This is a genomic window from Streptomyces sp. SudanB182_2057 (assembly GCF_964272715.1).
GTDB lineage: Bacteria > Actinomycetota > Actinomycetes > Streptomycetales > Streptomycetaceae > Streptomyces > Streptomyces rubradiris.
Genome location: NZ_OZ186798.1, coordinates 2690710 through 2711506 on the forward strand (window position 1 = coordinate 2690710; position 20797 = coordinate 2711506).

Annotated in this window: 17 protein-coding genes, 5 tRNA genes and 1 pseudogene; 9 read left to right on the forward strand and 14 right to left on the reverse strand. The window is 70.8% G+C overall.

Annotated features, from left to right (window positions below; translation table 11 throughout):
* Positions 1 to 114: 114 nt before the first annotated feature.
* Both cofC and ACSURM_RS11330 read left to right on the forward strand, forming a co-directional pair.
* A complete protein-coding gene (cofC, locus tag ACSURM_RS11325) occupies positions 115 to 765 on the forward strand; it encodes a 2-phospho-L-lactate guanylyltransferase (protein ID WP_436954875.1) in 651 nt (216 codons plus the stop codon).
* 10 nt (positions 766 to 775) lie between these two features.
* Positions 776 to 979 (forward strand): hypothetical protein, encoded by a 204-nt coding sequence (locus ACSURM_RS11330; RefSeq protein ID WP_030612670.1) that lies wholly within the window; start codon positions 776 to 778, stop codon positions 977 to 979.
* Positions 980 to 1050: 71 nt separating this feature from the next.
* Here the strand turns inward: ACSURM_RS11330 and ACSURM_RS11335 are convergent, their stop codons facing one another.
* The 4 genes from ACSURM_RS11335 to leuC form a co-directional block, all read right to left on the reverse strand.
* A complete protein-coding gene (locus ACSURM_RS11335) occupies positions 1051 to 1701 on the reverse strand; it encodes an HU family DNA-binding protein (protein ID WP_436954876.1) in 651 nt (216 codons plus the stop codon).
* Positions 1702 to 1838: 137 nt separating this feature from the next.
* On the reverse strand, positions 1839 to 2069 hold the full coding sequence (locus tag ACSURM_RS11340) for a hypothetical protein (RefSeq protein WP_030785228.1): 231 nt from the start codon (positions 2067 to 2069) through the stop codon (positions 1839 to 1841).
* A 275-nt stretch (positions 2070 to 2344) separates the two neighbouring features.
* Complete coding sequence (gene leuD, locus ACSURM_RS11345) at positions 2345 to 2938, reverse strand: 3-isopropylmalate dehydratase small subunit (RefSeq protein ID WP_436954877.1); 594 nt, start codon at positions 2936 to 2938, stop codon at positions 2345 to 2347.
* Between the two features lie 5 nt (positions 2939 to 2943).
* Entirely contained in the window at positions 2944 to 4368 is a 1425-nt protein-coding gene (gene leuC, locus ACSURM_RS11350; RefSeq protein ID WP_391340663.1) for a 3-isopropylmalate dehydratase large subunit, read from the reverse strand.
* Between the two features lie 207 nt (positions 4369 to 4575).
* Here leuC and ndgR point away from each other — a divergent pair, with 207 nt between their 5' ends.
* Positions 4576 to 5292 carry an IclR family transcriptional regulator NdgR gene (ndgR, locus tag ACSURM_RS11355; RefSeq protein WP_023546516.1) on the forward strand — a complete coding sequence of 239 codons (717 nt, stop codon included), beginning with the start codon at positions 4576 to 4578 and terminating at the stop codon, positions 5290 to 5292.
* 84 nt (positions 5293 to 5376) lie between these two features.
* Here ndgR and ACSURM_RS11360 read toward each other — a convergent pair whose 3' ends face one another.
* Positions 5377 to 5901, reverse strand: coding sequence for a DUF4188 domain-containing protein (locus ACSURM_RS11360; protein ID WP_436954878.1), 525 nt, complete (start codon positions 5899 to 5901; stop codon positions 5377 to 5379).
* A 79-nt stretch (positions 5902 to 5980) separates the two neighbouring features.
* Here ACSURM_RS11360 and ACSURM_RS11365 point away from each other — a divergent pair, with 79 nt between their 5' ends.
* Positions 5981 to 6625 (forward strand): MerR family transcriptional regulator, encoded by a 645-nt coding sequence (locus ACSURM_RS11365; protein WP_436954879.1) that lies wholly within the window; start codon positions 5981 to 5983, stop codon positions 6623 to 6625.
* A gap of 60 nt (positions 6626 to 6685) precedes the next feature.
* Here ACSURM_RS11365 and ACSURM_RS11370 read toward each other — a convergent pair.
* The 9 genes and pseudogenes from ACSURM_RS11370 to ACSURM_RS11410 all read right to left on the reverse strand — a co-directional run bounded on the left by ACSURM_RS11370 (position 6686) and on the right by ACSURM_RS11410 (position 11080).
* Positions 6686 to 6758: transfer RNA gene (locus ACSURM_RS11370), tRNA-Glu, on the reverse strand.
* 42 nt (positions 6759 to 6800) lie between these two features.
* Positions 6801 to 6872: transfer RNA gene (locus ACSURM_RS11375), tRNA-Gln, on the reverse strand.
* 21 nt (positions 6873 to 6893) lie between these two features.
* Positions 6894 to 6966 (reverse strand) — tRNA-Glu (locus ACSURM_RS11380).
* A 29-nt stretch (positions 6967 to 6995) separates the two neighbouring features.
* Positions 6996 to 7068: transfer RNA gene (locus ACSURM_RS11385), tRNA-Glu, on the reverse strand.
* A 21-nt stretch (positions 7069 to 7089) separates the two neighbouring features.
* Positions 7090 to 7161: transfer RNA gene (locus ACSURM_RS11390), tRNA-Gln, on the reverse strand.
* A 92-nt stretch (positions 7162 to 7253) separates the two neighbouring features.
* Positions 7254 to 7985: an HAD family hydrolase gene (locus tag ACSURM_RS11395; RefSeq protein ID WP_436954880.1), complete on the reverse strand. Its 732-nt coding sequence runs from the start codon at positions 7983 to 7985 to the stop codon at positions 7254 to 7256.
* A 337-nt stretch (positions 7986 to 8322) separates the two neighbouring features.
* Positions 8323 to 9797 (reverse strand): annotated as a pseudogene (gene gltX / locus ACSURM_RS11400) (glutamate--tRNA ligase).
* Positions 9790 to 10575, reverse strand: a complete 786-nt coding sequence (locus ACSURM_RS11405) for a fumarylacetoacetate hydrolase family protein (RefSeq protein WP_436954881.1) — start codon at positions 10573 to 10575, stop codon at positions 9790 to 9792. Before ACSURM_RS11405 ends, gltX begins: the two are co-directional and overlap by 8 nt.
* A 310-nt stretch (positions 10576 to 10885) precedes the next feature.
* Positions 10886 to 11080 carry a hypothetical protein gene (locus ACSURM_RS11410; protein WP_436954882.1) on the reverse strand — a complete coding sequence of 65 codons (195 nt, stop codon included), beginning with the start codon at positions 11078 to 11080 and terminating at the stop codon, positions 10886 to 10888.
* Between the two features lie 572 nt (positions 11081 to 11652).
* On the opposite strand from ACSURM_RS11410, the gene ACSURM_RS11415 reads away from it, so the two are divergent.
* The 5 genes from ACSURM_RS11415 to ACSURM_RS11435 all read left to right on the forward strand — a co-directional run bounded on the left by ACSURM_RS11415 (position 11653) and on the right by ACSURM_RS11435 (position 20792).
* Positions 11653 to 15603: a nitrate- and nitrite sensing domain-containing protein gene (locus tag ACSURM_RS11415; protein WP_436954883.1), complete on the forward strand. Its 3951-nt coding sequence runs from the start codon at positions 11653 to 11655 to the stop codon at positions 15601 to 15603.
* Positions 15604 to 15612: 9 nt separating this feature from the next.
* A complete protein-coding gene (locus ACSURM_RS11420) occupies positions 15613 to 16026 on the forward strand; it encodes a roadblock/LC7 domain-containing protein (RefSeq protein ID WP_014675212.1) in 414 nt (137 codons plus the stop codon).
* 111 nt (positions 16027 to 16137) lie between these two features.
* Positions 16138 to 16536 carry a DUF742 domain-containing protein gene (locus tag ACSURM_RS11425; protein ID WP_030612634.1) on the forward strand — a complete coding sequence of 133 codons (399 nt, stop codon included), beginning with the start codon at positions 16138 to 16140 and terminating at the stop codon, positions 16534 to 16536.
* Positions 16517 to 17092: a GTP-binding protein gene (locus ACSURM_RS11430; RefSeq protein WP_181793988.1), complete on the forward strand. Its 576-nt coding sequence runs from the start codon at positions 16517 to 16519 to the stop codon at positions 17090 to 17092. Before ACSURM_RS11425 ends, ACSURM_RS11430 begins: the two co-directional genes overlap by 20 nt.
* A 379-nt stretch (positions 17093 to 17471) precedes the next feature.
* Positions 17472 to 20792, forward strand: a complete 3321-nt coding sequence (locus tag ACSURM_RS11435; protein ID WP_436954884.1) for a nitrate- and nitrite sensing domain-containing protein — start codon at positions 17472 to 17474, stop codon at positions 20790 to 20792.
* Positions 20793 to 20797 lie beyond the last annotated feature (5 nt).

Sequence of the window (20797 nt, forward strand, 5' to 3'; positions counted from 1 at the left end):
CGCACAAGTGTGGCCCCGGGCCGCCGGTCTGTCGAGAACACCGTACGCCCCGCCTCCCGGCACACCGGAGAGCCCAGGTGACAATGAACGGGACGAGGGAGGGACGGTACGCCGGTGCAGTGGACCTTGGTCATCCCGTTGAAGCCCCTGGCCCGGGCCAAGAGCAGGCTCGCGGACACCGCCGGTGACGGCGTACGCCCGGGGCTGGCGCTCGCGTTCGCGCAGGACACGGTGGGTGCGGCGCTGGCCTGCGCGGAGGTGCCGGATGTGGCGGTCGTCACGGACGACGAGCTGGCCGGCCGGGAACTGGCGGCGCTCGGCGCGCGGATCGTCCCGGACGTCCCCGGCGGCGGTCTGAACGCCGCGCTGGCCCATGGCGCGGCGGTCGTGCGGCGGCACCGTCCCGGTGCCGCGGTCGCGGCCCTGAACGCCGATCTGCCGGCCCTGCGCCCGGCGGAACTGTCCCGGGTGCTGGCCGCCGCCGCGGAATTCCCCCGGGCTTTTCTGCCGGATGCGGCCGGGGTGGGCACGACTTTGCTGGCGGCAACCCGCGGCCGGGAATTGCGCCCGGCGTTCGGCGTGGATTCCCGCGCCCGGCACCGGGCCTCCGGCGCCGTGGAACTGGCGCCGGCGGGCGTCGATTCGGTACGGCAGGACGTGGACACCGGTGCGGACCTGCGCGCGGCACTGGCACTGGGGGTGGGCCGGTTCACGGCGGCGGTGGCGGCGGGGCTGCTGATCCCGGGCTCCGGGGATCCCCACTAGGCTGACGGCCATGCAGGCCACCGCATACACCTACGACCCGCAGACCCGCAGCGGACAGGTGCTCCTCGACGACGGCACTCCCGTGCCCTTCGACGCCGCCGCGTTCGACGCCGGCGGTCTGCTGCTGCTCCGCCCCGGGCAGCGGGTGCGGATCGAGACGGAGGGCGAGGGGGACGCGGCGCGGATCACCCTCGTGACCCTTCAGACGCTGTAACCGCCCTCGCACACGCCGCGGGCCGGGCTCCCCTGGGGAGTCCGGCCCGGCGCGTGAGTGCCCTGGCGGCCTTACGACGTCGCCTTGCGGGCGGTCGTCTTCTTGGCGGTGGTCTTGCGGGCCGTCGACTTCTTGGCCGGGGCCTTCTTCGCGGTGACCTTCTTCGCCGGGGCCTTCTTGGCGGTGGTCTTCTTGGCCGCGGTGGTCTTGGCGGTCGCCGTGGTCTTCTTGGCGGGCGCCTTCTTCGCCGTGGTCTTCTTCGCGGCGGCGGCGGTCGTCGCCTTCTTCGCCGGCGTCGCCTTCTTCGCCGTGGTCTTCTTCGCCGCACCCGTCGTCTTCTTGGCGGCGGCCTTCTTGCCGGCGGCCTTGGCGATGGTGGGCGGCGGGCCGGACAGGCTGCCCTTCGGCGCCTTCTTGACGGCTACCTCGCCACCACGCGGGAGCTTCTTCGAGCCGCTCACCAGGTCCTTGAAGCCCTGACCGGCGCGGAAACGCGGCACGGAGGTCTTCTTGACCCGAACCCGCTCGCCCGTCTGAGGGTTGCGGGCGTAACGGGCGGGGCGGTCCACCTTCTCGAAGGACCCGAAGCCGGTGACCGAGACCCGCTCGCCCGCGACGACCGCGCGGACGATGGCGTCCAGGACATGATCGACAGCATCGGCGGCCTGCTGGCGGCCGCCCAACTTGTCGGCAATCGCTTCTACGAGCTGCGCCTTGTTCACGTCTTCCCCTTCGGAGACATCGCCAGAACGAAAGTGTTCAAGCTTTTTCGCACGTTAGGCAGATATATACCGCAAATCAAACACGAAACGGGCTTATCACCCTTGTGCCGCAACGGACTCGGCCGTCTCGGACGGTTTCAACGGTCCTCTTCGGGGATCCGCCCCGCGTCGAGATCCGCCGTGAACCGATCGAGCCGCCTTGCCGCGTCGGCGAGGTCGTGCTTGGCCGCGGCCGTAATGACCAGCAGCTTCCGGGTCAGCGCCACCCGTACGCCCTCCGGGACTTGCAGTGCGCGCACCCTTGCGTGCGCTTCCTTGAGTTGGTTCGCGACCGCCGTATAGAGCTGGAGTTGGCCGTCGTGTTCCATGCACAGATTGTGCCATCTGGGGCGAGTTGTCGCCTGCGCAGGGGGGCAACTACCGCCTCAATTGGCCTTCCAGGCACTTGCGAAGGAGCCGAACACAGCACTCACGTACCCCATCAACGCCCTTCGTAAAACGGGAAGTTGAGAGAATCCGCAGGGTGCTGCCGGTGCGGCCGGGGGCAGACATGGCTGTACCCCCGATCGTGGCGACCGGGGGTACGGACGGGGTGTCGAGGTGGCCGAAACCCAACCCTGAGCGGGTCTGGCCGACCGCCGGATCAGACCTGGAGCGTGCGCGGCTTGTAGGCGGGACGCCCGGCCTCGTAGGTGGCGATGTCGGACTCGTTCCGCAGCGTGATGGAGATGTCGTCCAGGCCGTTCAGCAGCCGCCAGCGGGAGTTCTCGTCCAGCTCGAAGGAGGCGGTGATGCCTTCGGCGCGCACCTCACGCGCCTGGAGGTCCACCGTGACCTCGGCGGTCGGGTCGGCCTCCGTCAGCTCCCACAGGTCGTCCACGATCTTCTGGTCCAGGACCACCGTGAGCAGGCCGTTCTTCAGCGAGTTGCCGCGGAAGATGTCGGCGAAGCGGGCGGAGATCACGGCCTTGAAGCCGTAGTTCTGCAGCGCCCACACGGCGTGCTCGCGCGAGGAGCCGGTGCCGAAGTCGGGGCCGGCGACCAGGACCGTGGCGCCCTGCCGCTCGGGCCGGTTGAGCACGAACTCGGGGTCCTTGCGCCAGGCCTCGAACAGTCCGTCCTCGAAGCCGTCGCGGGTGACCTTCTTGAGCCAGTGGGCGGGGATGATCTGGTCGGTGTCGACGTTGCTGCGGCGCAGCGGGACGGCCCGGCCGGTGTGGGTGGTGAAGGCTTCCATGATTCTCAGACTCCAGCGGGCGCGGGGGCGTCGGTCAGGTCGGCGGGCGAGGCCAGGTGGCCCAGGACGGCGGTGGCCGCCGCGACCTGCGGCGACACCAGGTGCGTACGGCCGCCCTTGCCCTGCCGGCCCTCGAAGTTGCGGTTGGAGGTGGAGGCGGAACGCTCGCCCGGGGCCAGCTGGTCGGGGTTCATGCCGAGGCACATCGAGCAGCCCGCGTGCCGCCATTCGGCGCCGGCCTCCTTGAAGACCACGTCCAGGCCCTCGGAGACGGCCTGCAGACCGACCCGCGCGGAGCCGGGCACGACCAGCATCCGTACGCCGTCGGCGACTTTGCGGCCGCGCAGGATGCCGGCGGCGGCACGCAGGTCCTCGATGCGGCCGTTGGTGCACGAGCCTACGAAGACGGTGTCCACGTTGATGGAGCGCAGCGGCTGTCCGGCCGCCAACCCCATGTATTCCAGGGCCTTTTCGGCGGCCAGGCGCTCCGAAGCGTCTTCGTACGAAGCCGGGTCGGGGACGGACGCCGAAAGCGGCGCGCCCTGGCCGGGGTTGGTGCCCCAGGTGACGAACGGCGACAGCTCGGCGGCGTCGATGACCACCTCGGCGTCGAAGACGGCGTCGTCGTCGGTGCGCAGGGTCTTCCAGTACGCCACGGCCGCGTCCCAGTCGGCGCCCTCGGGGGCGTGCGGGCGGCCCTTGAGGTACTCGAAGGTGGTCTCGTCCGGGGCGATCATGCCGGCCCGGGCACCGGCCTCGATCGACATGTTGCAGATGGTCATCCGGGCCTCCATCGAGAGCTTCTCGATGGCGGGGCCGCGGTACTCCAGGACGTAGCCCTGGCCGCCGCCGGTGCCGATCCGCGCGATGATCGCCAGGATCAGGTCCTTGGCGGTGACGCCGTCGGGCAGCTCGCCCTCGACGGTGATGGCCATGGTCTTCGGGCGGGCCATGGGCAGCGTCTGGGTGGCCAGCACGTGCTCGACCTGAGAGGTGCCGATGCCGAACGCCAGCGCGCCGAAGGCGCCGTGCGTGGAGGTGTGCGAGTCGCCGCAGACGACCGTGGTGCCGGGCTGGGTCAGGCCGAGCTGCGGGCCGACGACGTGGACGACGCCCTGCTCGACGTCGCCCAGCGGGTGCAGCCGCACACCGAACTCGGCGCAGTTCTTGCGCAGGGTCTCCAGCTGGGCGCGGGAGACCGGGTCGGCGATCGGCTTGTCGATGTCGAGGGTCGGGGTGTTGTGGTCCTCGGTCGCGATGGTGAGGTCGAGGCGGCGGACCTTCCGGCCGCTCTTGCGCAGACCGTCGAAGGCCTGGGGGCTGGTCACCTCGTGCAGCAGGTGCAGATCGATGTAGAGGAGGTCGGGCTCGCCCTCGGCGCGCCGGACGACGTGGTCGTCCCAGACCTTCTCCGCGAGTGTCCTACCCATCGCTTTCCCTCCGGCCGGCAAGCGTCCACCGGCCCAACTAGAGATCTTGAGGGGCGGTGGCTGCCCGGTACCGGGCCCCTGAACGTCGTGATTCCGGGCGTCCACCGCCAGGCCCGTTGGTCCTCGGGCCGCCGTGTGGTTCCAGGGTGGCGCGTTCCACGGAAAATTGAACTTGCGTTTCACAGAGTGAGACGTGAGTATCGTTGCATGGACAACAGTAGCGGCGTCGGCGTTCTGGACAAGGCGGCCCTCGTCCTGAGCGCCCTGGAGTCCGGTCCGGCCACCCTCGCGGGTCTGGTCGGGGCCACCGGACTGGCACGACCCACGGCCCACCGCCTGGCCGTGGCCCTGGAACACCACCGCATGGTGGCACGCGACATGCAGGGCCGGTTCATCCTCGGCCCGCGCCTGGCCGAACTCGCGGCGGCCGCGGGCGAGGACCGCCTGCTGGCCACGGCGGGCCCCGTGCTCACCCACCTCCGTGATGTCACCGGCGAGAGCGCCCAGCTCTACCGGCGCCAGGGTGACATGCGGATCTGTGTGGCCGCGGCGGAACGTCTCTCCGGCCTGCGGGACACGGTCCCGGTCGGCTCCACGCTCACCATGAAGGCGGGCTCCTCGGCGCAGATCCTGCTCGCCTGGGAGGAGCCGGAGCGGCTGCACCGGGGCCTGCAGGGCGCCCGCTTCACGGCGACGGCCCTGTCCGGCGTACGGCGGCGCGGCTGGGCCCAGTCCATCGGCGAGCGCGAGCCGGGCGTCGCGTCCGTCTCGGCGCCCGTGCGCGGGCCCTCCAACCGCGTGGTGGCCGCCGTGTCCGTCTCCGGCCCCATCGAGCGCCTGACCCGCCACCCGGGCCGCATGCACGCCCAAGCGGTCATCGACGCGGCGGCCCGCCTCTCGGAGGCCCTGCGCCGCTCCGGCTGACAGCACCGACAGCACGACAAGGCCCCGCCCCGGGAAGGCCGCCTCAACGCCGCGGCAGGCCCTCCCCAGGGCGGGGCGAACCCTTCACCTCGAAGGCGCTCCCCCGGAGGACTGGACGCCCGCCCCCTCCCCCGACCGGTGGGCGAACCGGTCCCTGGCGTAACGGCCCCGCCTCTCCAGCGGAACCTGACCGTGCGCGGCGGCCAGCCCGAACGCCGGCATGTCGCCGTAGACCGCCTCGTAGGACCCCTCCGGCACGACGTACGTCTCGTGCCATATCCCCACCTGCCCGCGCAGCTTCCCGGCCCGTTCCAGGCGGTTGAGCCGCGCCCACGCCTTGTGGTGGAACGCGTCGGGTGCCGTCGCGTAGGCGTACAGCTTCTCCTTCGACTCCCAGTACTGCACGACGTAGTACGTCCGCGGCGACGCCGTCAGCAGGACCTTGGCCAGCAGGCCCCGCGCGGGATCCTTCTCCAGCTCCCGCAGCATGCGGAACATGCCCAGCAGCACGGGCAGCCACAGCCGCACGGCCGGGAAACGGTTGACACGCATGCCGATCAGCAGGACGACGACCTCGCCCCGCGCGTCGGCGGTGGTACGGGACACCATGACTTTCCCCTCATTGGTGAGCGGCGCTATCCAATGGCTATGTTTAGATAGTGCCGCTATCCAAGAAGGGGCGCAAGGGATGCGGCTTGCCGAGCTGAGCAGACACAGCGGTGTGTCCACCGCGACGATCAAGTACTACCTGCGCGAAGGGCTGTTGCCGCCCGGCCGCGAGATCAACGCCACGACGGCCGAGTACGGCGAGGAGCACCTGCGCCGGCTGCGCCTGGTGCGGGCGATGATCCAGGTGGGCCGGCTGCCGGTGTCGACCGTGCGCGAGGTGCTGGGGCACGTGGACGACGACTCCCTGGGCCGCTCCATCCGGCTGGGCGCGGCCCTGTGGGCGCTGCCGCAGGTGCCGGAGCCGGACGAGAACGACGAGTACGTGCAGGCCGCGCACCAGGAGGTCGCCGCGCTCCTGGACCGGCTGGGCTGGCAGAACGCCAAGCTGCTCGCGACCATCTCCCCCGCGTACCGCTCGCTGGTGGTGGCGGTGGCCGCGTTCCGCCGGCTCGGTTACGACTGGGGGGCGGAACGGCTCGCGCCCTACGCCGAGTTGATGCACCGCACGGCCGTCCTGGACCTGGACAACCTGGAGGCCGAGCCGTCGGAGGCGGAGCGGATCGAGACCGCGGTCCTCGGGGCGGTCCTCAACGAGCCGCTGCTCCGGGCCCTGCACCGGCTGGCCCAGGAGGAGGAGACGGCACGGCGGTACGGCTTCGAGTGAGCCGGCGGGCCGGAGACACGGCGAAGGCCCCCCACCGAGGTGGAGGGCCTTCCCTGTGCGTACCCCCGACCGGATTCGAACCGGCGCTACCGCCTTGAGAGGGCGGCGTGCTAGGCCGCTACACAACGGGGGCGTGGATCTTGAAGCGTTTGATGGACAACGCCGCAGATCCGAGCTGGTCTACCTGGACTCGAACCAAGACTAACTGAACCAGAATCAGTCGTGCTGCCAATTACACCATAGACCAATGATGGTTTAGACCAGTCAGTACCCCCGACCGGATTCGAACCGGCGCTACCGCCTTGAGAGGGCGGCGTGCTAGGCCGCTACACAACGGGGGCCCTAGCGATCCCGACAAGATCGAGATCAGTACCCCCGACCGGATTCGAACCGGCGCTACTGCCTTGAGAGGGCAGCGTGCTAGGCCGCTACACAACGGGGGCTTTGCAGATAAGCTCTGCGAGCTGGCCTACCTGGACTCGAACCAAGACTAACTGAACCAGAATCAGTCGTGCTGCCAATTACACCATAGGCCACTGGAACTCAAGCCCCTGCGGGGGGATCTCGTTCTAGCTTGCTCCTCGGGGCTCCGGCCTTCCGGCCCGCTCCCCTCGGCGCAGAAAGAACATTACCCGAAGGTGGACGGGGCTCCAAAACGGGTACCGGCGCGGACGAGGGCGGGGAGTTCGGCGAGGGTCGAGATCCGGTGCGCGACGGGCTGTCCGGCGGGCCGCACGAGGACGGTCCCGCGGTCGATCCACACGGACAGCAGCCCGGCCTCGGCGGCGCCCCGGCCGTCGATCTCCGGGTGGTCGCCGACGTAGGCCACCTCGCGCGGGGGCAGCCCCAACGCCTCGCAGGCCGCGTGGAAGGCTCCGGCCTCCGGTTTGGAGACGCCCAGCTCTGCGGCACAGAGGACGGATTCGAAGCGGTCGAGGAGGCCGAGGGTGCGCAGCTTGTGCTCCTGGACCGTGAGGCTGGAGTTGGAGAGCACCGCGTGCCGGTAGCCGGTCGCGAGGGCGTCCAGGGCGGGCAGGACGTCCGGGAACAGGCTCCAGGCGGCCTCGTAGTGGGCGAAATAGCGCTGGAACCAGGCGTCGGCCTCGCCGTCGGTCAGGTCCCGGCCCAGGAAGACCCGGGTGCGGTCGCGACGCTGCGTGACGAAGTCCACCTCGCCGGCGGAGAACCGGGCCCACTGGGCGTCGGTGATCTCCCGCCAGCGCGACAGGGCCCCCTCCACGCCGCCGTACGCGGCGAGCAGCCCCTCGGCCAGCAGATGGGCCCGCATGCCCTCCCGGTCCGCGCTCGTGTAGTCGAAGAGGGTGTCGTCCACGTCCCAGACGACGGCTCTGATCGTCATGCGACCGACGGTACCGCCATACGGCTGGCACATAGAGGGTCATGACCGAGTACCGCGTCCAGTTCACCGTCGAGGCCCGTGCCACGTACGACGCGCTGCCCGCGGAACGCCGGGCGCAGTCGGACAGGGCCGTTGAACACCTGCGCAAGGCGATGTGGCTCCCGGCGTCATGCTGGAGTACATGGTGGCCGGCGCGGTCATGGTCGTCGTCGCGCTGGAGATCTTCGACGAGAGTCACTATCTGATCGAAGAAGCCGACGCACAGTGACAGTGACCCATGCGTGAGGGGCGGCGCCCGGAAGTCCGGGGGCCGCCCCTCAGGCGTGTGTGGCGCCGGTTACGCGGTCAGCTTGGCCAGGGCCGCGTCGATCCTGGCCAGCGTCTTCTCCTTGCCCAGGATTTCCAGGGACTCGAAGAGGGGGAGGCCGACGGTGCGGCCGGTGACGGCCACGCGGACCGGGGCCTGGGCCTTGCCGAGCTTGAGGCCGTGGGCCTCGCCGGCGGCCAGGACGGCTTCCTTCAGGGACTCGGCCGAGGTCCAGTCCGCCGCCTCCAGCTTCTCGCGCGCGGTGCGCAGGAGGGCGTCGCTGCCCTCCTTCATCGCCTTCGCCCACGACGCCTCGTCCTCGACCGGCTCCGGCAGGAACAGGAAGTCGACGTTGGCGGTGATCTCCGACAGGACCTTCAGACGGGTCTGGGCGTGCGGAGCGATCGCCTGCCACTTGGCCTCGTCGAAGTCCTCCGGCGCCCACGGCGCGAACGGGGCCCTCAGCCACGGCCGGCAGCGCTCGGCGAACTCCTTGGCGTCCAGCATGCGGATGTGGTCGCCGTTGATCGCCTCGCACTTCTTCAGGTCGAAGCGGGCCGGGTTGGGGTTCACGTCGGAGATGTCGAAGGCCCGGACCATCTCCTCGATCGTGAAGATGTCCTGGTCCGCGGAGAGCGACCAGCCCAGCAGGGACAGGTAGTTGAGCAGGCCCTCGGGCAGGAAGCCCTGCTCGCGGTAGAGGTTCAGCGACGCCTGCGGGTCGCGCTTGGACAGCTTCTTGTTGCCCTCGCCCATCACGTACGGCAGGTGGCCGAACTCCGGGACGCGCTGGGCGACGCCCAGTTCGATCAGCGCCTTGTACAGCGCGATCTGGCGCGGGGTGGAGGAGAGCAGGTCCTCGCCGCGCAGCACGTGGGTGATCTCCATCAGCGCGTCGTCGACCGGGTTGACCAGCGTGTACAGCGGGGCGCCGTTGGCGCGGACGATGCCGTAGTCGGGCACGTTCTCCGGGGTGAAGGTCAGCTCGCCGCGGACCAGGTCGGTGAACGTGATCGTCTCGTCCGGCATCCGGAAGCGCACGATGGGCTCGCGGCCCTGCGCCTTGTACTGCTCGACCTGCTCGGCGCTCAGGTCCCGGCAGTGGCCGTCGTAGCCGGAGGGCCGGCCCGCGGCCCGGGCGGCCTCGCGGCGGGTGTCCAGCTCCTCCTGGGAGCAGTAGCAGTGGTAGGCGTAGCCGCCGTCCAGGAGCTTGCGGGCGACATCCTGGTAGATGTCCATCCGCTGCGACTGGCGGTACGGCGCGTGCGGGCCGCCGACCTCCGGGCCCCGTCCCAGTCGAAGCCGAGCCAGCGCATCGCGTCGAGGAGCTGGTTGTAAGACTCCTCGGAGTCGCGGGCCGCGTCGGTGTCCTCGATGCGGAAGACCAAGGTGCCCTGGTGGTGCCGGGCGAAGGCCCAGTTGAACAGGGCGGTGCGCACCAGGCCCACGTGCGGGTTACCGGTGGGCGAGGGGCAGAAACGGACGCGTACAGGTGCGCTAGCCACGCTTGACAACCTTGTTGGTGAGAGTGCCGATGCCTTCGATGGTGACGGCGACCTCGTCGCCGACGTTCAGGGGGCCGACCCCCGCGGGGGTCCCGGTGAGGATGACGTCGCCGGGGAGCAGCGTCATGGCCTCCGAGATGTTGACGACCAAGTCCTCGATCGGGTGGATCATCTCGCTCGTGCGGCCCAGCTGGCGCTGTTCGCCGTTGACGGTGAGCTGGATGGTCAGGTCGTTCGCGCGGGCGAGGTCCAGGTCCGTCTCCACCCAGGGGCCGAGCGGGCAGGAGCCGTCGAAGCCCTTGGCCCGGGCCCACTGCTTCTCGCGCCGCTGCACATCACGGGCGGTGACGTCGATGGCGCAGGTGTAGCCGAGGACGACGTCCTTCACGCGGTCGCGCGGGACCTCGCGGCACATGCGGCCGATGACGACGGCCAGCTCGGCCTCGTGGTGCAGCTCCTGGGAGAACGACGGGTACTGGATCTCGTCGCCCGGGCCGATCACCGAGGTGGACGGCTTGAAGAAGGCGAATGGCGCCTCGGGCACCTCGTTGCCCAGCTCGCGGGCGTGCTCGGAGTAGTTGCGGCCGAAGGCCACGACCTTGTTGGGGAGCACCGGCGGCAGCAGCCTGACCTTGCTGAGCGGCACCTTCGTCCCGGACAGCTCGAAGTCCGCGAACGGGATGCCCTTGATGATGTCGAGGACGAGTTCGTCCTGCTTGTCGCCCTCGACCGCGCCGAAGGCTACGTTCCCGTCGATGGAGAACCTGGCGATGCGCACGGGATGCTCGCGCCCCTCACTGAGAACCGGCGTATTGACGCCCCAGGTTATCGGAGCTATAGGACACTCACCGCTGCTGGGGGTGTCGCCGCAGGTCAAAGGCGGGTCACCGGGATTCTGGGCGGCTCGGCCGGTGCCGTGCCGGAGGCGTGACGCGTGCGCGTTCAGGCGCCTGCCGGCCGCGTACTCGTCCAGGCGCCTGCCGACCGCCTACGCCTCCGGGCGCCTGCCGGACACGTACACCTACACGCGAGCGCGGCCGGAAGGATCGTCGCATGATCCTTCCGGCCGCGCCCGGTGAAGCCGTCGGTCACTCGCCCGCCGGGGCTCCCGAGCCCACCGGGACCTCCATGAGGACGGTGCGCCGGGGGTTGGCGGTCTGGGCGGGGAGGTCGACGGGGTGCTCCGGCAGCTCGGGCGTGTGCAGCTCGCCGGCGTCCGTCAGGTGCGCCAGGGTCGTGCGTCGCGGATTGGCTATCTTGCGGAACATCATCGTCGTCTTCACCGTTGTCGTCCTGTGCCCTCTGGTGGAGTGGGTCGGCAGAGTCGCCCGTCTTGTAAAGCGTCAGGCTAAACATCCGATTCCCCGGCGAAGTCGCCAAGTGTCACCGAGAAGTGTGTGAGTTTGCTCACCAACTCATGGGCAAATCGGTCAATTCCGGCCGTCAATCGGCCCTGATGAAACGGACATTGGACCCCTGAAGCGACCATTCCGCTCCTGATCATGGCGACTGGGACACCTGGCATCCACCGGCAACTCGCCGACGTATGCCCGTTTTAGACCGAATATGACTCAACGGCTGGTAATTCACCCCTCACAGGTTGTCACAGAGGTCACAGCTCGGCCCGCCGCCCTTGTTGGAGATCCTGCACTGTGCTGGAATTCCACGGACCGCCGCGGGATCGAGCCGGCGCACAGGGGGCGCGACACAGCGCCGAGTGGCGGCGAGACAGGGGGAAGCCAGCGCCGGTCACTCAAGACCACCCGGGGGGCGTATTCAGGGCGCTCCCCACAACGCCGACACCGTGTCCCTCCGTTCACGCGGAGGGGCGCCTGGTCCAGAGGTTGCGACGCTAGTGCAGGGACGTTTCAAGAGGGATGGCAGCGCTTCGGCGGAGCCGGAGCCGCACGGCGGGACCGACCGCGGTTCAACGCCCCAGCACGCCCAGGGCCCGGCCCCGGCCAAGGACGGCGGCGGACGGCCCGGCGCCCCCGCTCTGTCGGCCCCCGCGAAGACGGCCCCCTCCGGCTCCCCCACGCCGACCGTGAAGCCCGCCCCGGGCGGCCCCGCCGGCCCCGGCTCCCGGCTGGCCCTGCGCAACTGGCGCATCTCCACCCGCCTGGTGTCGCTGCTCGCGCTCCCCGTGGTGGCGGCCACCACGCTGGGCGCCCTGCGTATCAACGAGAACCTGAACGACATCCAGCAGCTCGACAACATGAAGCTGCTGACGGAGATGACCAAGCAGGCCACCGAGCTGGCCGCGGCGCTCCAGGAGGAGCGCGACCAGTCCGCCGGCCCGCTGGCGCACGGCGGTCTGACCTCGAGCGACTACCAGATCAAGGCCTACCAGCAGAAGACCGACCGGGCCCGCGACGACTTCCTGGACGACTCCGAGAAGATCGACGCGGCGAGCAAGGACGGCAAGCTCCAGGGCGTGCGTGACGCGCTCGTCGGCCTCGCCAACCAGCTGGACGACCTGGCCAAGATCCGCCAGAAGGCGTACGGGTCGAAGCAGAACGCCTCCCAGACGATCGAGTCGTACCACCGGCTCATCACCCAGCTGATCGGCCTCTCCCAGGACATGGCCGAGGCGTCCAGCAACCCGGAGATGATCTCCCGTACCCGCGCCCTGGCGGCCTTCTCCACCGCCAAGGAGTACGCCTCCGTGCAGCGGGCCATGATCGCCGCCGCGCTGCCGGCGACCCCCGCGACCAAGGGCGACCTCGCCGAGAACGACCGCCTCTACGGCCAGTCGGCGTACGAGAGCGAGAACTCCGAGCTGGCGATCTTCCGGAAGATCTACGCCGACCAGAACGCCGAGGAGCTGCTGAAGCCGATCGACGAGGGCAACCCGACGATCGAGGCGGCCGACACCTACGCCAAGCGCTCCTTCGAGTCCCCCGACGGCCTCCAGCAGCTGCCGGCGCGCTCCTACAAGGACTGGGTGGACGACAGCTCGACCAAGATCGAGCAGATGAAGAAGATCGAGCACACGCTCCTGGAGGAGATGGAGCAGAAGGCCCGCGAGCTGAAGAGCGCCACCGAGCGTGACGCCATCTTCTCCGGTGTGCTGATCCTGCTCGTGCTCGGCGTCTCGCTGGTCGGCGCGTTCGTCGTGGCCCGCTCCATGATCCGCTCGCTGCGCCGGCTCCAGGAGACCGCGACCAAGGTCGCCCAGGACCGCCTGCCCGAGCTGGTCAAGCAGCTCTCCGAGTCCGACCCGCAGGACGTGGACACCTCCGTGGAGTCGGTCGGTGTGCACTCCCGGGACGAGATCGGCCAGGTGGCCGCGGCCTTCGACGACGTGCACCGCGAGGCGGTCCGGCTCGCCGCCGAGCAGGCCCTGCTGCGGGGCAACGTCAACGCGATGTTCACCAACCTCTCGCGCCGCTCCCAGGGTCTGATCCAGCGCCAGCTGTCGCTGATCTCCGAGCTGGAGTCCCGCGAGGCCGACCCGGACCAGCTGTCCTCGCTGTTCAAGCTGGACCACCTCGCCACCCGTATGCGCCGTAACGGCGAAAACCTCCTCGTGCTCGCCGGTGAGGAGCCGGGCCGCCGCTGGACCCGCCCGGTCCCGCTGGTCGACGTGCTGCGTGCCGCCGCGTCCGAGGTGGAGCAGTACGAGCGCATCGAGCTGGCCGCCGTCCCCACCACCCAGGTCGCCGGCCGGGTCGTCAACGACCTCGTGCACCTGCTCGCCGAGCTGCTGGAGAACGCGACCTCGTTCTCCTCGCCGCAGACCAAGGTCAAGGTCACCGGTCACGCGCTGCCCGACGGCCGCGTCCTGATCGAGATCCACGACACCGGTATCGGCCTGTCCCCCGAGGACCTCGCGGCGATCAACGAGCGGCTCGCCTCGCCGCCCACCGTGGACGTGTCGGTGTCCCGCCGCATGGGTCTGTTCGTGGTCGGCCGGCTCTCCCAGCGGCACGGCATCCGCATCCAGCTGCGCCCGTCCGACTCCGGTGGTACGACCGCGCTGGTCATGCTGCCGGTGGACGTCGCCCAGGGCGACCGGAAGCCGGTTCCGGGCAAGCCCGGCGCGCCCGTGTCGTCCGGTGGCCCCGCCGCCGCGCAGGCCGCAGCCGGTGCGGCCGCGGCCAGGCGGCAGACCGGGAACGCCGGTGGCGGCCCGGCCGGCGGCGGTCTGCTCGGCGGCGGTCCCGCCCCGCGCGGCCAGGCCGGACCCGGCCAGGGCCCCCGGGCCGCACTGCCCGACCCCGCCCAGGGCCGCCGTCCCGGTGCGCCGGGCGGAGCGCGCGGTCCGCAGGGCGGTCCAGGCGCCGCACCGCGGCAGGGCGGCCCGGTCCCGGCCGGTTCCGGCGCGGGCGGCCGCGGCGCTCAGGCGCCCGGCGCGCCGCAGGGCCTGCAGACCGCCCACCCGAACGGTCCGCAGCAGGACCTGTTCGGCGGCAACGGCGGTAACGGCGGTGGAAGCCGTGGCGGCCGCGGCCGCAAGCGTTCCGACGGCCCGGCGGACCAGGGACGCCGGCCCCAGCTGCCGCCGCGCGGCGGCCCGCGGGCCGAACTGCCCGGCGGCGAGCCGCAGTCCCGCACCCCGGGCTGGGCCGACCAGGGCCCGCTGTCCCGTGCCTCGCTGGACACCCCGCGCGGCCACGACGAGCAGGACCCGGCGCGGACCGCGCACATGCCGCGCGTGGACGACCGGCAGGGTCCGGGCTCGACCGCGGAGATGCCCCGCGTCGACGACCGGGATCCGGCCGCGACGGGCGGGTTCCAGCGCCCGGAGCTGCCCGGCGCGGGCGACTCCGCCCAGCACACGGGCCAGTTCGCCCGCCCGGACGACCTCCAGCAGGCGGGCCGGTTCGCGCGGCCCGACGACGGCCGGCAGACCGGCGGCTTCCCGCAGCCGGACAACGCGCAGCAGACGGGGCAGTTCCCGCAGCTCGACCACACCCAGCAGACCGGGCAGTTCCCGCAGCTGGACAACGCGCAGCAGACCGGCGGCTTCCCGCAGCTGGACGACCCCCAGCAGACCGGCGGCTTCCCGCAGCTCGACAACGCCCGGCAGGCGGGGCCCTTCGACGCTCCCGGCGCCCGGCAGGACAGCGGTTCGTTCGCCCGCTCCGACGTGTTCGGCGCGCCGGGCTCCGGCCGGCCGGACAACGACGGCCGGCACCCGGGCCAGTTCCCGGCACCGCAGGCCCCGCAGGCGTACGACGGCGGTTACGACGCCGGCTCCACCGGACAGCACGCCCTTCCCGGCCGGCCGGACTCCGGCCACACCGGGCAGTTCGAGCGTCCGCGGCCGGCCGGCCACGACGACTTCGGCGCGCCGCGCCCGGACGCCCCGCGACAGCGGCGTCCGGCCCGGACCGAACCGGAGGCCCTGCCGCCGGCCAGTGGCCCAGGAGACGGTCGTACCCCGCTGTTCGACACGCTGGAGACCAACTGGTTCCAGCAGCAGCAGGAGAACGAGCCCGCGCCGCAGCAGTCCCAGGCGCAGCCGCAGTCGCCCGCGTCCGCTCCGCAGCGGTCCGGGTCGAACACCGGCTCCTGGCGCACCTCGCCGAACGACGAACTCGTCCGGCAGGCCGAGCGCGTACGGCAGCCCGCCGCGGGCGGGGTCACCACCTCCGGCCTGCCGCGCCGCGTGCCCCGGGCGAACCTCGTGCCCGGCACCGCCCAGCAGCAACAGCACCAAAGCGGTCCGCAGGTCTCGCGTGCGCCCGATGACGTACGCGGCCGGCTGACCAATCTCCGTCGGGGCATCGCTCAGGGCCGTCAGGCCGGCAGCGGCCAGACCGGCAGCTTCCCGAGCCCCACTCACCAGCAGGAGCGTTAGTTGAGTCCGATGAGCCAGGCGGCACAGAACCTGAACTGGTTGATCACCAACTTCGTGGACAACACCCCCGGGGTGTCCCACACGGTGGTGGTCTCCGCCGACGGCCTTCTGCTGGCGATGTCCGAAGGCTTCCCGAGAGACCGCGCCGACCAGTTGGCGGCCGTCGCCTCCGGGCTGACCTCGCTGACGGCCGGGGCGTCCCGGATCTTCGAGGGCGGCACCGTGGCACAGACGGTCGTCGAGATGGAGCGCGGGTTCCTCTTCCTGATGTCCATCTCGGACGGGTCGTCCCTCGCGGTGCTGGCCCATCCCGAGGCGGACATCGGCCTCGTCGGCTACGAGATGGCGCTGCTCGTGGACCGCGCGGGTGCGGTACTCACCCCGGACCTGCGCGCCGAACTCCAGGGCAGTCTGCTTCACTGACCGGCCCCGGCACCACCCACCTCACGAAAACACCGTCCGGCCGCCACAATCCCCCCACCGGCCCCGTCAGACGGCTTGACTGACCGACTTGCTGTCCCGCCCGGAGGATTCATGACCCCGCCCACCGCCCATCATGATCCGTACGCGGAGCCGTACGGGGACGAGGGCGACCAGCCGCTGGTGAGGCCCTACGCCATGACCGGCGGCCGGACCCGGCCCCGCTACCAGCTCGCCATCGAGGCGCTGATCAGCACCACGGCCGACCCGGCCGTGCTCATGGGGCTGCTCCCCGAGCACCAGCGCATCTGCCACCTGTGCCGCGAGGTCAAGTCGGTCGCGGAGGTGTCGGCGCTGCTGAACATGCCGCTCGGCGTGGCCCGGATCCTGGTGGCCGACCTCGCCGAGGCCGGCATGGTCGCCATCCACCAGCCTGGTGGCGACGAGAACAACGGCGGCGCTCCGGATGTGACGCTGCTCGAAAGGGTGCTCAGTGGACTTCGCAAGCTCTGACGCGGGCCGGGCCACCACTTCCGCGAAGATCGTGGTGGCGGGCGGCTTCGGCGTGGGCAAGACCACGTTCGTCGGCGCCGTCTCGGAGATCAACCCGCTGCGCACAGAGGCCGTCATGACGTCCGCGTCGGCCGGCATCGACGACCTCACCCACACCGGGGACAAGACCACCACCACCGTGGCCATGGACTTCGGCCGCATCACCCTGGACCAGGACCTCATCCTCTACCTGTTCGGCACCCCCGGACAGGACCGCTTCTGGTTCATGTGGGACGACCTCGTCCGCGGCGCCATCGGCGCCATCGTCCTCGTCGACACCCGCCGCCTCGCCGACTGCTTCCCCGCCGTCGACTACTTCGAGAACTCCGGCCTCCCCTTCGTCATCGCCCTCAACGGCTTCGACGGACAACAGCCCTACAGCCCCGACGAAGTACGCGAAGCACTCCAGATCGGCCCCGACACCCCCATCATCACCACCGACGCACGCCACCGCGCCGACGCCAAGAGCGCCCTCATCACCCTCGTCGAACACGCCCTCATGGCCCGCTTGAAGTAACACCCAAGTACGACGGGGAATACGGCAGTTGTCGTAAAGGTTTCGGAGCCGGCTGTGGCCTTAGACACGGTCGGCTCCGGTGTTCATAACAGTTCGGCAGAGGAATGGCCGGGCATCACCACGCGACGCGTTCGAACGGTACCGCTGCGCGCACGATCCCCCGGCCTTTTGGCAAGTCTCGCTCTTTATGACCGTTTTATCTGGCGTTTACAACCGCTCCATCACAGGGTCCCGCTGTTTGGAATCGCGCTGGTCCACGTGCTGGAATGCCTGAACTGCCCAATGGTCCAAGACGTACCCCGTAGTGGTCTGTGGTGAACCGGGCTCTGAGAGACTGCGGCACGACGTAGGTGCCGACCGCCGAGAGGTTGTTGGTCGAGTGAGGCGAAGCAAGAACGGTCCCGAGCCGTCGGCGCGGGGCAACTTCACCCCGCCGCCGCGCGCTGCGGCGCCCACCCCCGTTCCCGGCGCGGAGCCGGCGGCGGCTCCGGCGTCCGGCGGCCGTCTCTCCCCGCGGAACTGGCGGGTGCCGACCCGGCTGAACGCGATCCTGCTCATACCCGTGATGGTGGGTCTCGTCATGGGTGGCTTCCAGGTGAAGAGCTCGATCGACACCTGGCAGGAGGCGCGCGACGCCGAGAACACCGCCCGTCTGGTGCGCGCCGCCCTCTCCTACGCCGACGCCCTGGAGAACGAGCGCGACGTCAGCGCCGAACCGTTGCTGCTGAACAAGAAGGACGCCGAGAGCAAGGCGGCCGTCGACAACGCCCGCAAGGCCACCGACCAGGCCGCCCGGGTGTTCGACGACGCAGCGGAGAGCGCCCCGGGCACCTCGGGCATCAAGCGCCGCCTGACCCTGTTCCACGAGGCCGAGCCCCAGCTGGCACGGCTGCGGCAGGCCGCCTTCACCTCCCGGATGACCGGCGTGAAGACCGAGGAAGGCTACGTCGAGGTCATCCACCCCCTGATGGAGTTCGCCAACGAACTCGGTCTGGGCACCGGAAACATCACCTCCTACGGCCGTACCGTCTACGCCATGTCGCTGACCAAGGCGGCACTGTCGCTGGAGCGGTCGATCGGCACGCACCTGCTGGTCAAGCCCGGCCCGGACGCCCCGAACCTGGCGTCCCAGCAGATCTCCCTGTCCTCGTACGCCTACCTGGAGCGCATCGCGCTGGAGGAGTACAAGGGCGGTGGCACCGAGGCCGACGCGCAGAAGCTGGAAGAAGCCAAGGGGAAGATCCAGGCGGACGCCGCCGCGCTCGCCCGCAAGGCCAAGGCGCAGGACCCGAAGTACGTCGCCCCGCCGTCGGACCCGACCGACATGGTGACGGCGCTGGCCACCATGAAGGACACCAGCACGCTCACCCGTGAGGGGCTGGCCGCCAAGGGCATCACCACCGACAACTGGTGGGCGGTCAACACGCTGAAGTACAAGGCCTACCGCCAGATCGAGGCGGACATGGCCGACAGGGCGGTGAGCGAGGCGTCCGGCATCGCCGACGACGCCAAGACCTCCGCACTGATCACCGGCGCCGTCGTCGTCATCGGTCTGCTGGCCGCGTTCATCCTGGCCGGCATGGTGGCCCGCCAGATGAGCCGCTCGATGCGCCGGCTGCGCAACGCCGCCTTCGGCATCGCCGAGCAGCGGCTGCCGATGCTGGTCGACCAGCTCTCCCGCACCGACCCCGGCCGGGTCGACACCCGGGTCGAGCCGATCCCGATCACCACCAAGGACGAGATCGGCGAGGTCGCCCGCGCCTTCGACCAGGTGCACCGCGAGGCGGTCCGGCTCGCCTCCGAGCAGGCGCTGCTGCGGGGCAACATCAACGCGATCTTCACCAACCTCTCGCGCCGCAACCAGTCGCTGATCGAGGGCCAGTTGACCCTGATCACCGACCTGGAGAACAACGAGGCCGACCCCGACCAGCTGGAGAACCTCTTCAAGCTGGACCACCTGGCCACCCGTATGCGCCGCAACGGCGAGAACCTGCTGGTCCTCGCCGGCGAGGAGCCCGGCCGCCGCTGGGACCAGCCGGTGCCGCTGATCGACGTGCTGCGTGCCGCCTCCTCCGAGGTGGAGCAGTACGAGCGCATCGAGCTGTCCGGTGTGCCGGAGGCCGAGATCCACGGCCGCGCGGTCACCGACCTCGTGCACCTGCTGGCCGAGCTGCTGGAGAACGCCACCACGTTCTCCTCCCCGCAGACCAAGGTCCGCGTCACCGCGACCCGGCTGCCCGACGGCCGCGTGATGGTCGAGATCCACGACAAGGGCATCGGTCTGACCGCCGAGGACTTCGCGGACATCAACCACAAGCTGGCCAACCCGCCGACCGTGGACGCCGCGATCTCCCAGCGCATGGGCCTGTTCGTGGTCGGCCGGCTGTCCGACCGGCACGGCATCCGGGTCCAGCTGCGCCCCTCGGGCGAGCAGGCCGGTACGACGTCCCTGGTCATGCTGCCGGACGCGATCACGCACGGCGGTGGCGGCGAAGCCCCGCTGGAGCGCGAGGAGTTCACCGTCTCGCAGATCATCCCGGAGCAGCAGTTCCAGGGTGCGGACACCGGCGGTCAGCAGCAGCCCCTGCGCACCGCCGCCGAGCTGGGCTTCGACGACAGCCAGTACGCCGAGGGCCCTGACGGCGCCCGCGGCCTGGACCCCATCGGCCGCACCCGGATGCGCGAGGAGCGCCGGGCCGCGCTGGAGGGCCGGCAGCACGCCGAGCCGCAGCACGAGACCGCCGGGTACCAGGACCCGTTCACCGGCGGGCAGCAGGCCTACCGGGAACAGCCGCAGCAGGCGTACCAGGAGCAGCAGGCGTACGACGCGCAGCAGCCGCAGCAGGCGTTCGAGGCGCCGGCGTACGAGGAGCAGCACACCGGCCAGCACGCCGCGCCGTACGAGGAGCAGCACACCGGCTCATACCCGGAGCAGCACACGGGCTCGTACCAGGAGCAGCACTCCGGGTCGTACGAGCGGCCGTACGAGCAGGCGTACGACGAGCAGTACTACGCGCCGACCGGTGAGGTGCCGCAGCCCGAGGGGTTCTCCGCCGACGGCGGTTACCCTGAGTCCGGGGCGCCGTACGCGGAGCCCGCCCAGCAGCCGTCCTACCAGGACGACTGGCCGCAGCAGGACGGTTACCAGAACGGCTATCCGGCCCAGTACGCTCCGGAAACGGAAACCCCGCGGGCCGCTGACGCGGATGAGCGGAACGGCGTAGGCTTCGACCGTCCGGGTACGGCCTCTCCCGCCGCGCACGCGCTGACCGACGCCGGGCTGCCCCGCCGTGGCTCCGCCGCGAGCGGTTCCGGCGCCGGCTCCCCGAACGCGAACGGCACGGCACGCGTGGGGCAGGATGCGGCGTCCCCGGCACCGGGGAACACCCAGGGCACGAGCGGCGACAGCGGCTGGCGGTCGGCGAACGACGAGCGGTGGCAGCAGGCCGCGCAGCTCAGGAAGCCCAAGGCAGGCGGGGTCACCGCCTCCGGTCTGCCGCGGCGGGTGCCCAAGGCCAACCTGGTCGAGGGTTCCGCCGAATCCACCCCCCAGGGAGGCCCACAGGTCTCCCGCGCCCCGGAGGACGTCCGGGGCAGGCTGAGCAACCTGCGTCGGGGCGTCCAGCGCGGGCGCAGCGCAGGCAGTGATACGAACGGCCAGGGCTTCGGTCCTGACAGCACCTACGACCAGGAGCGTTAGTGTGA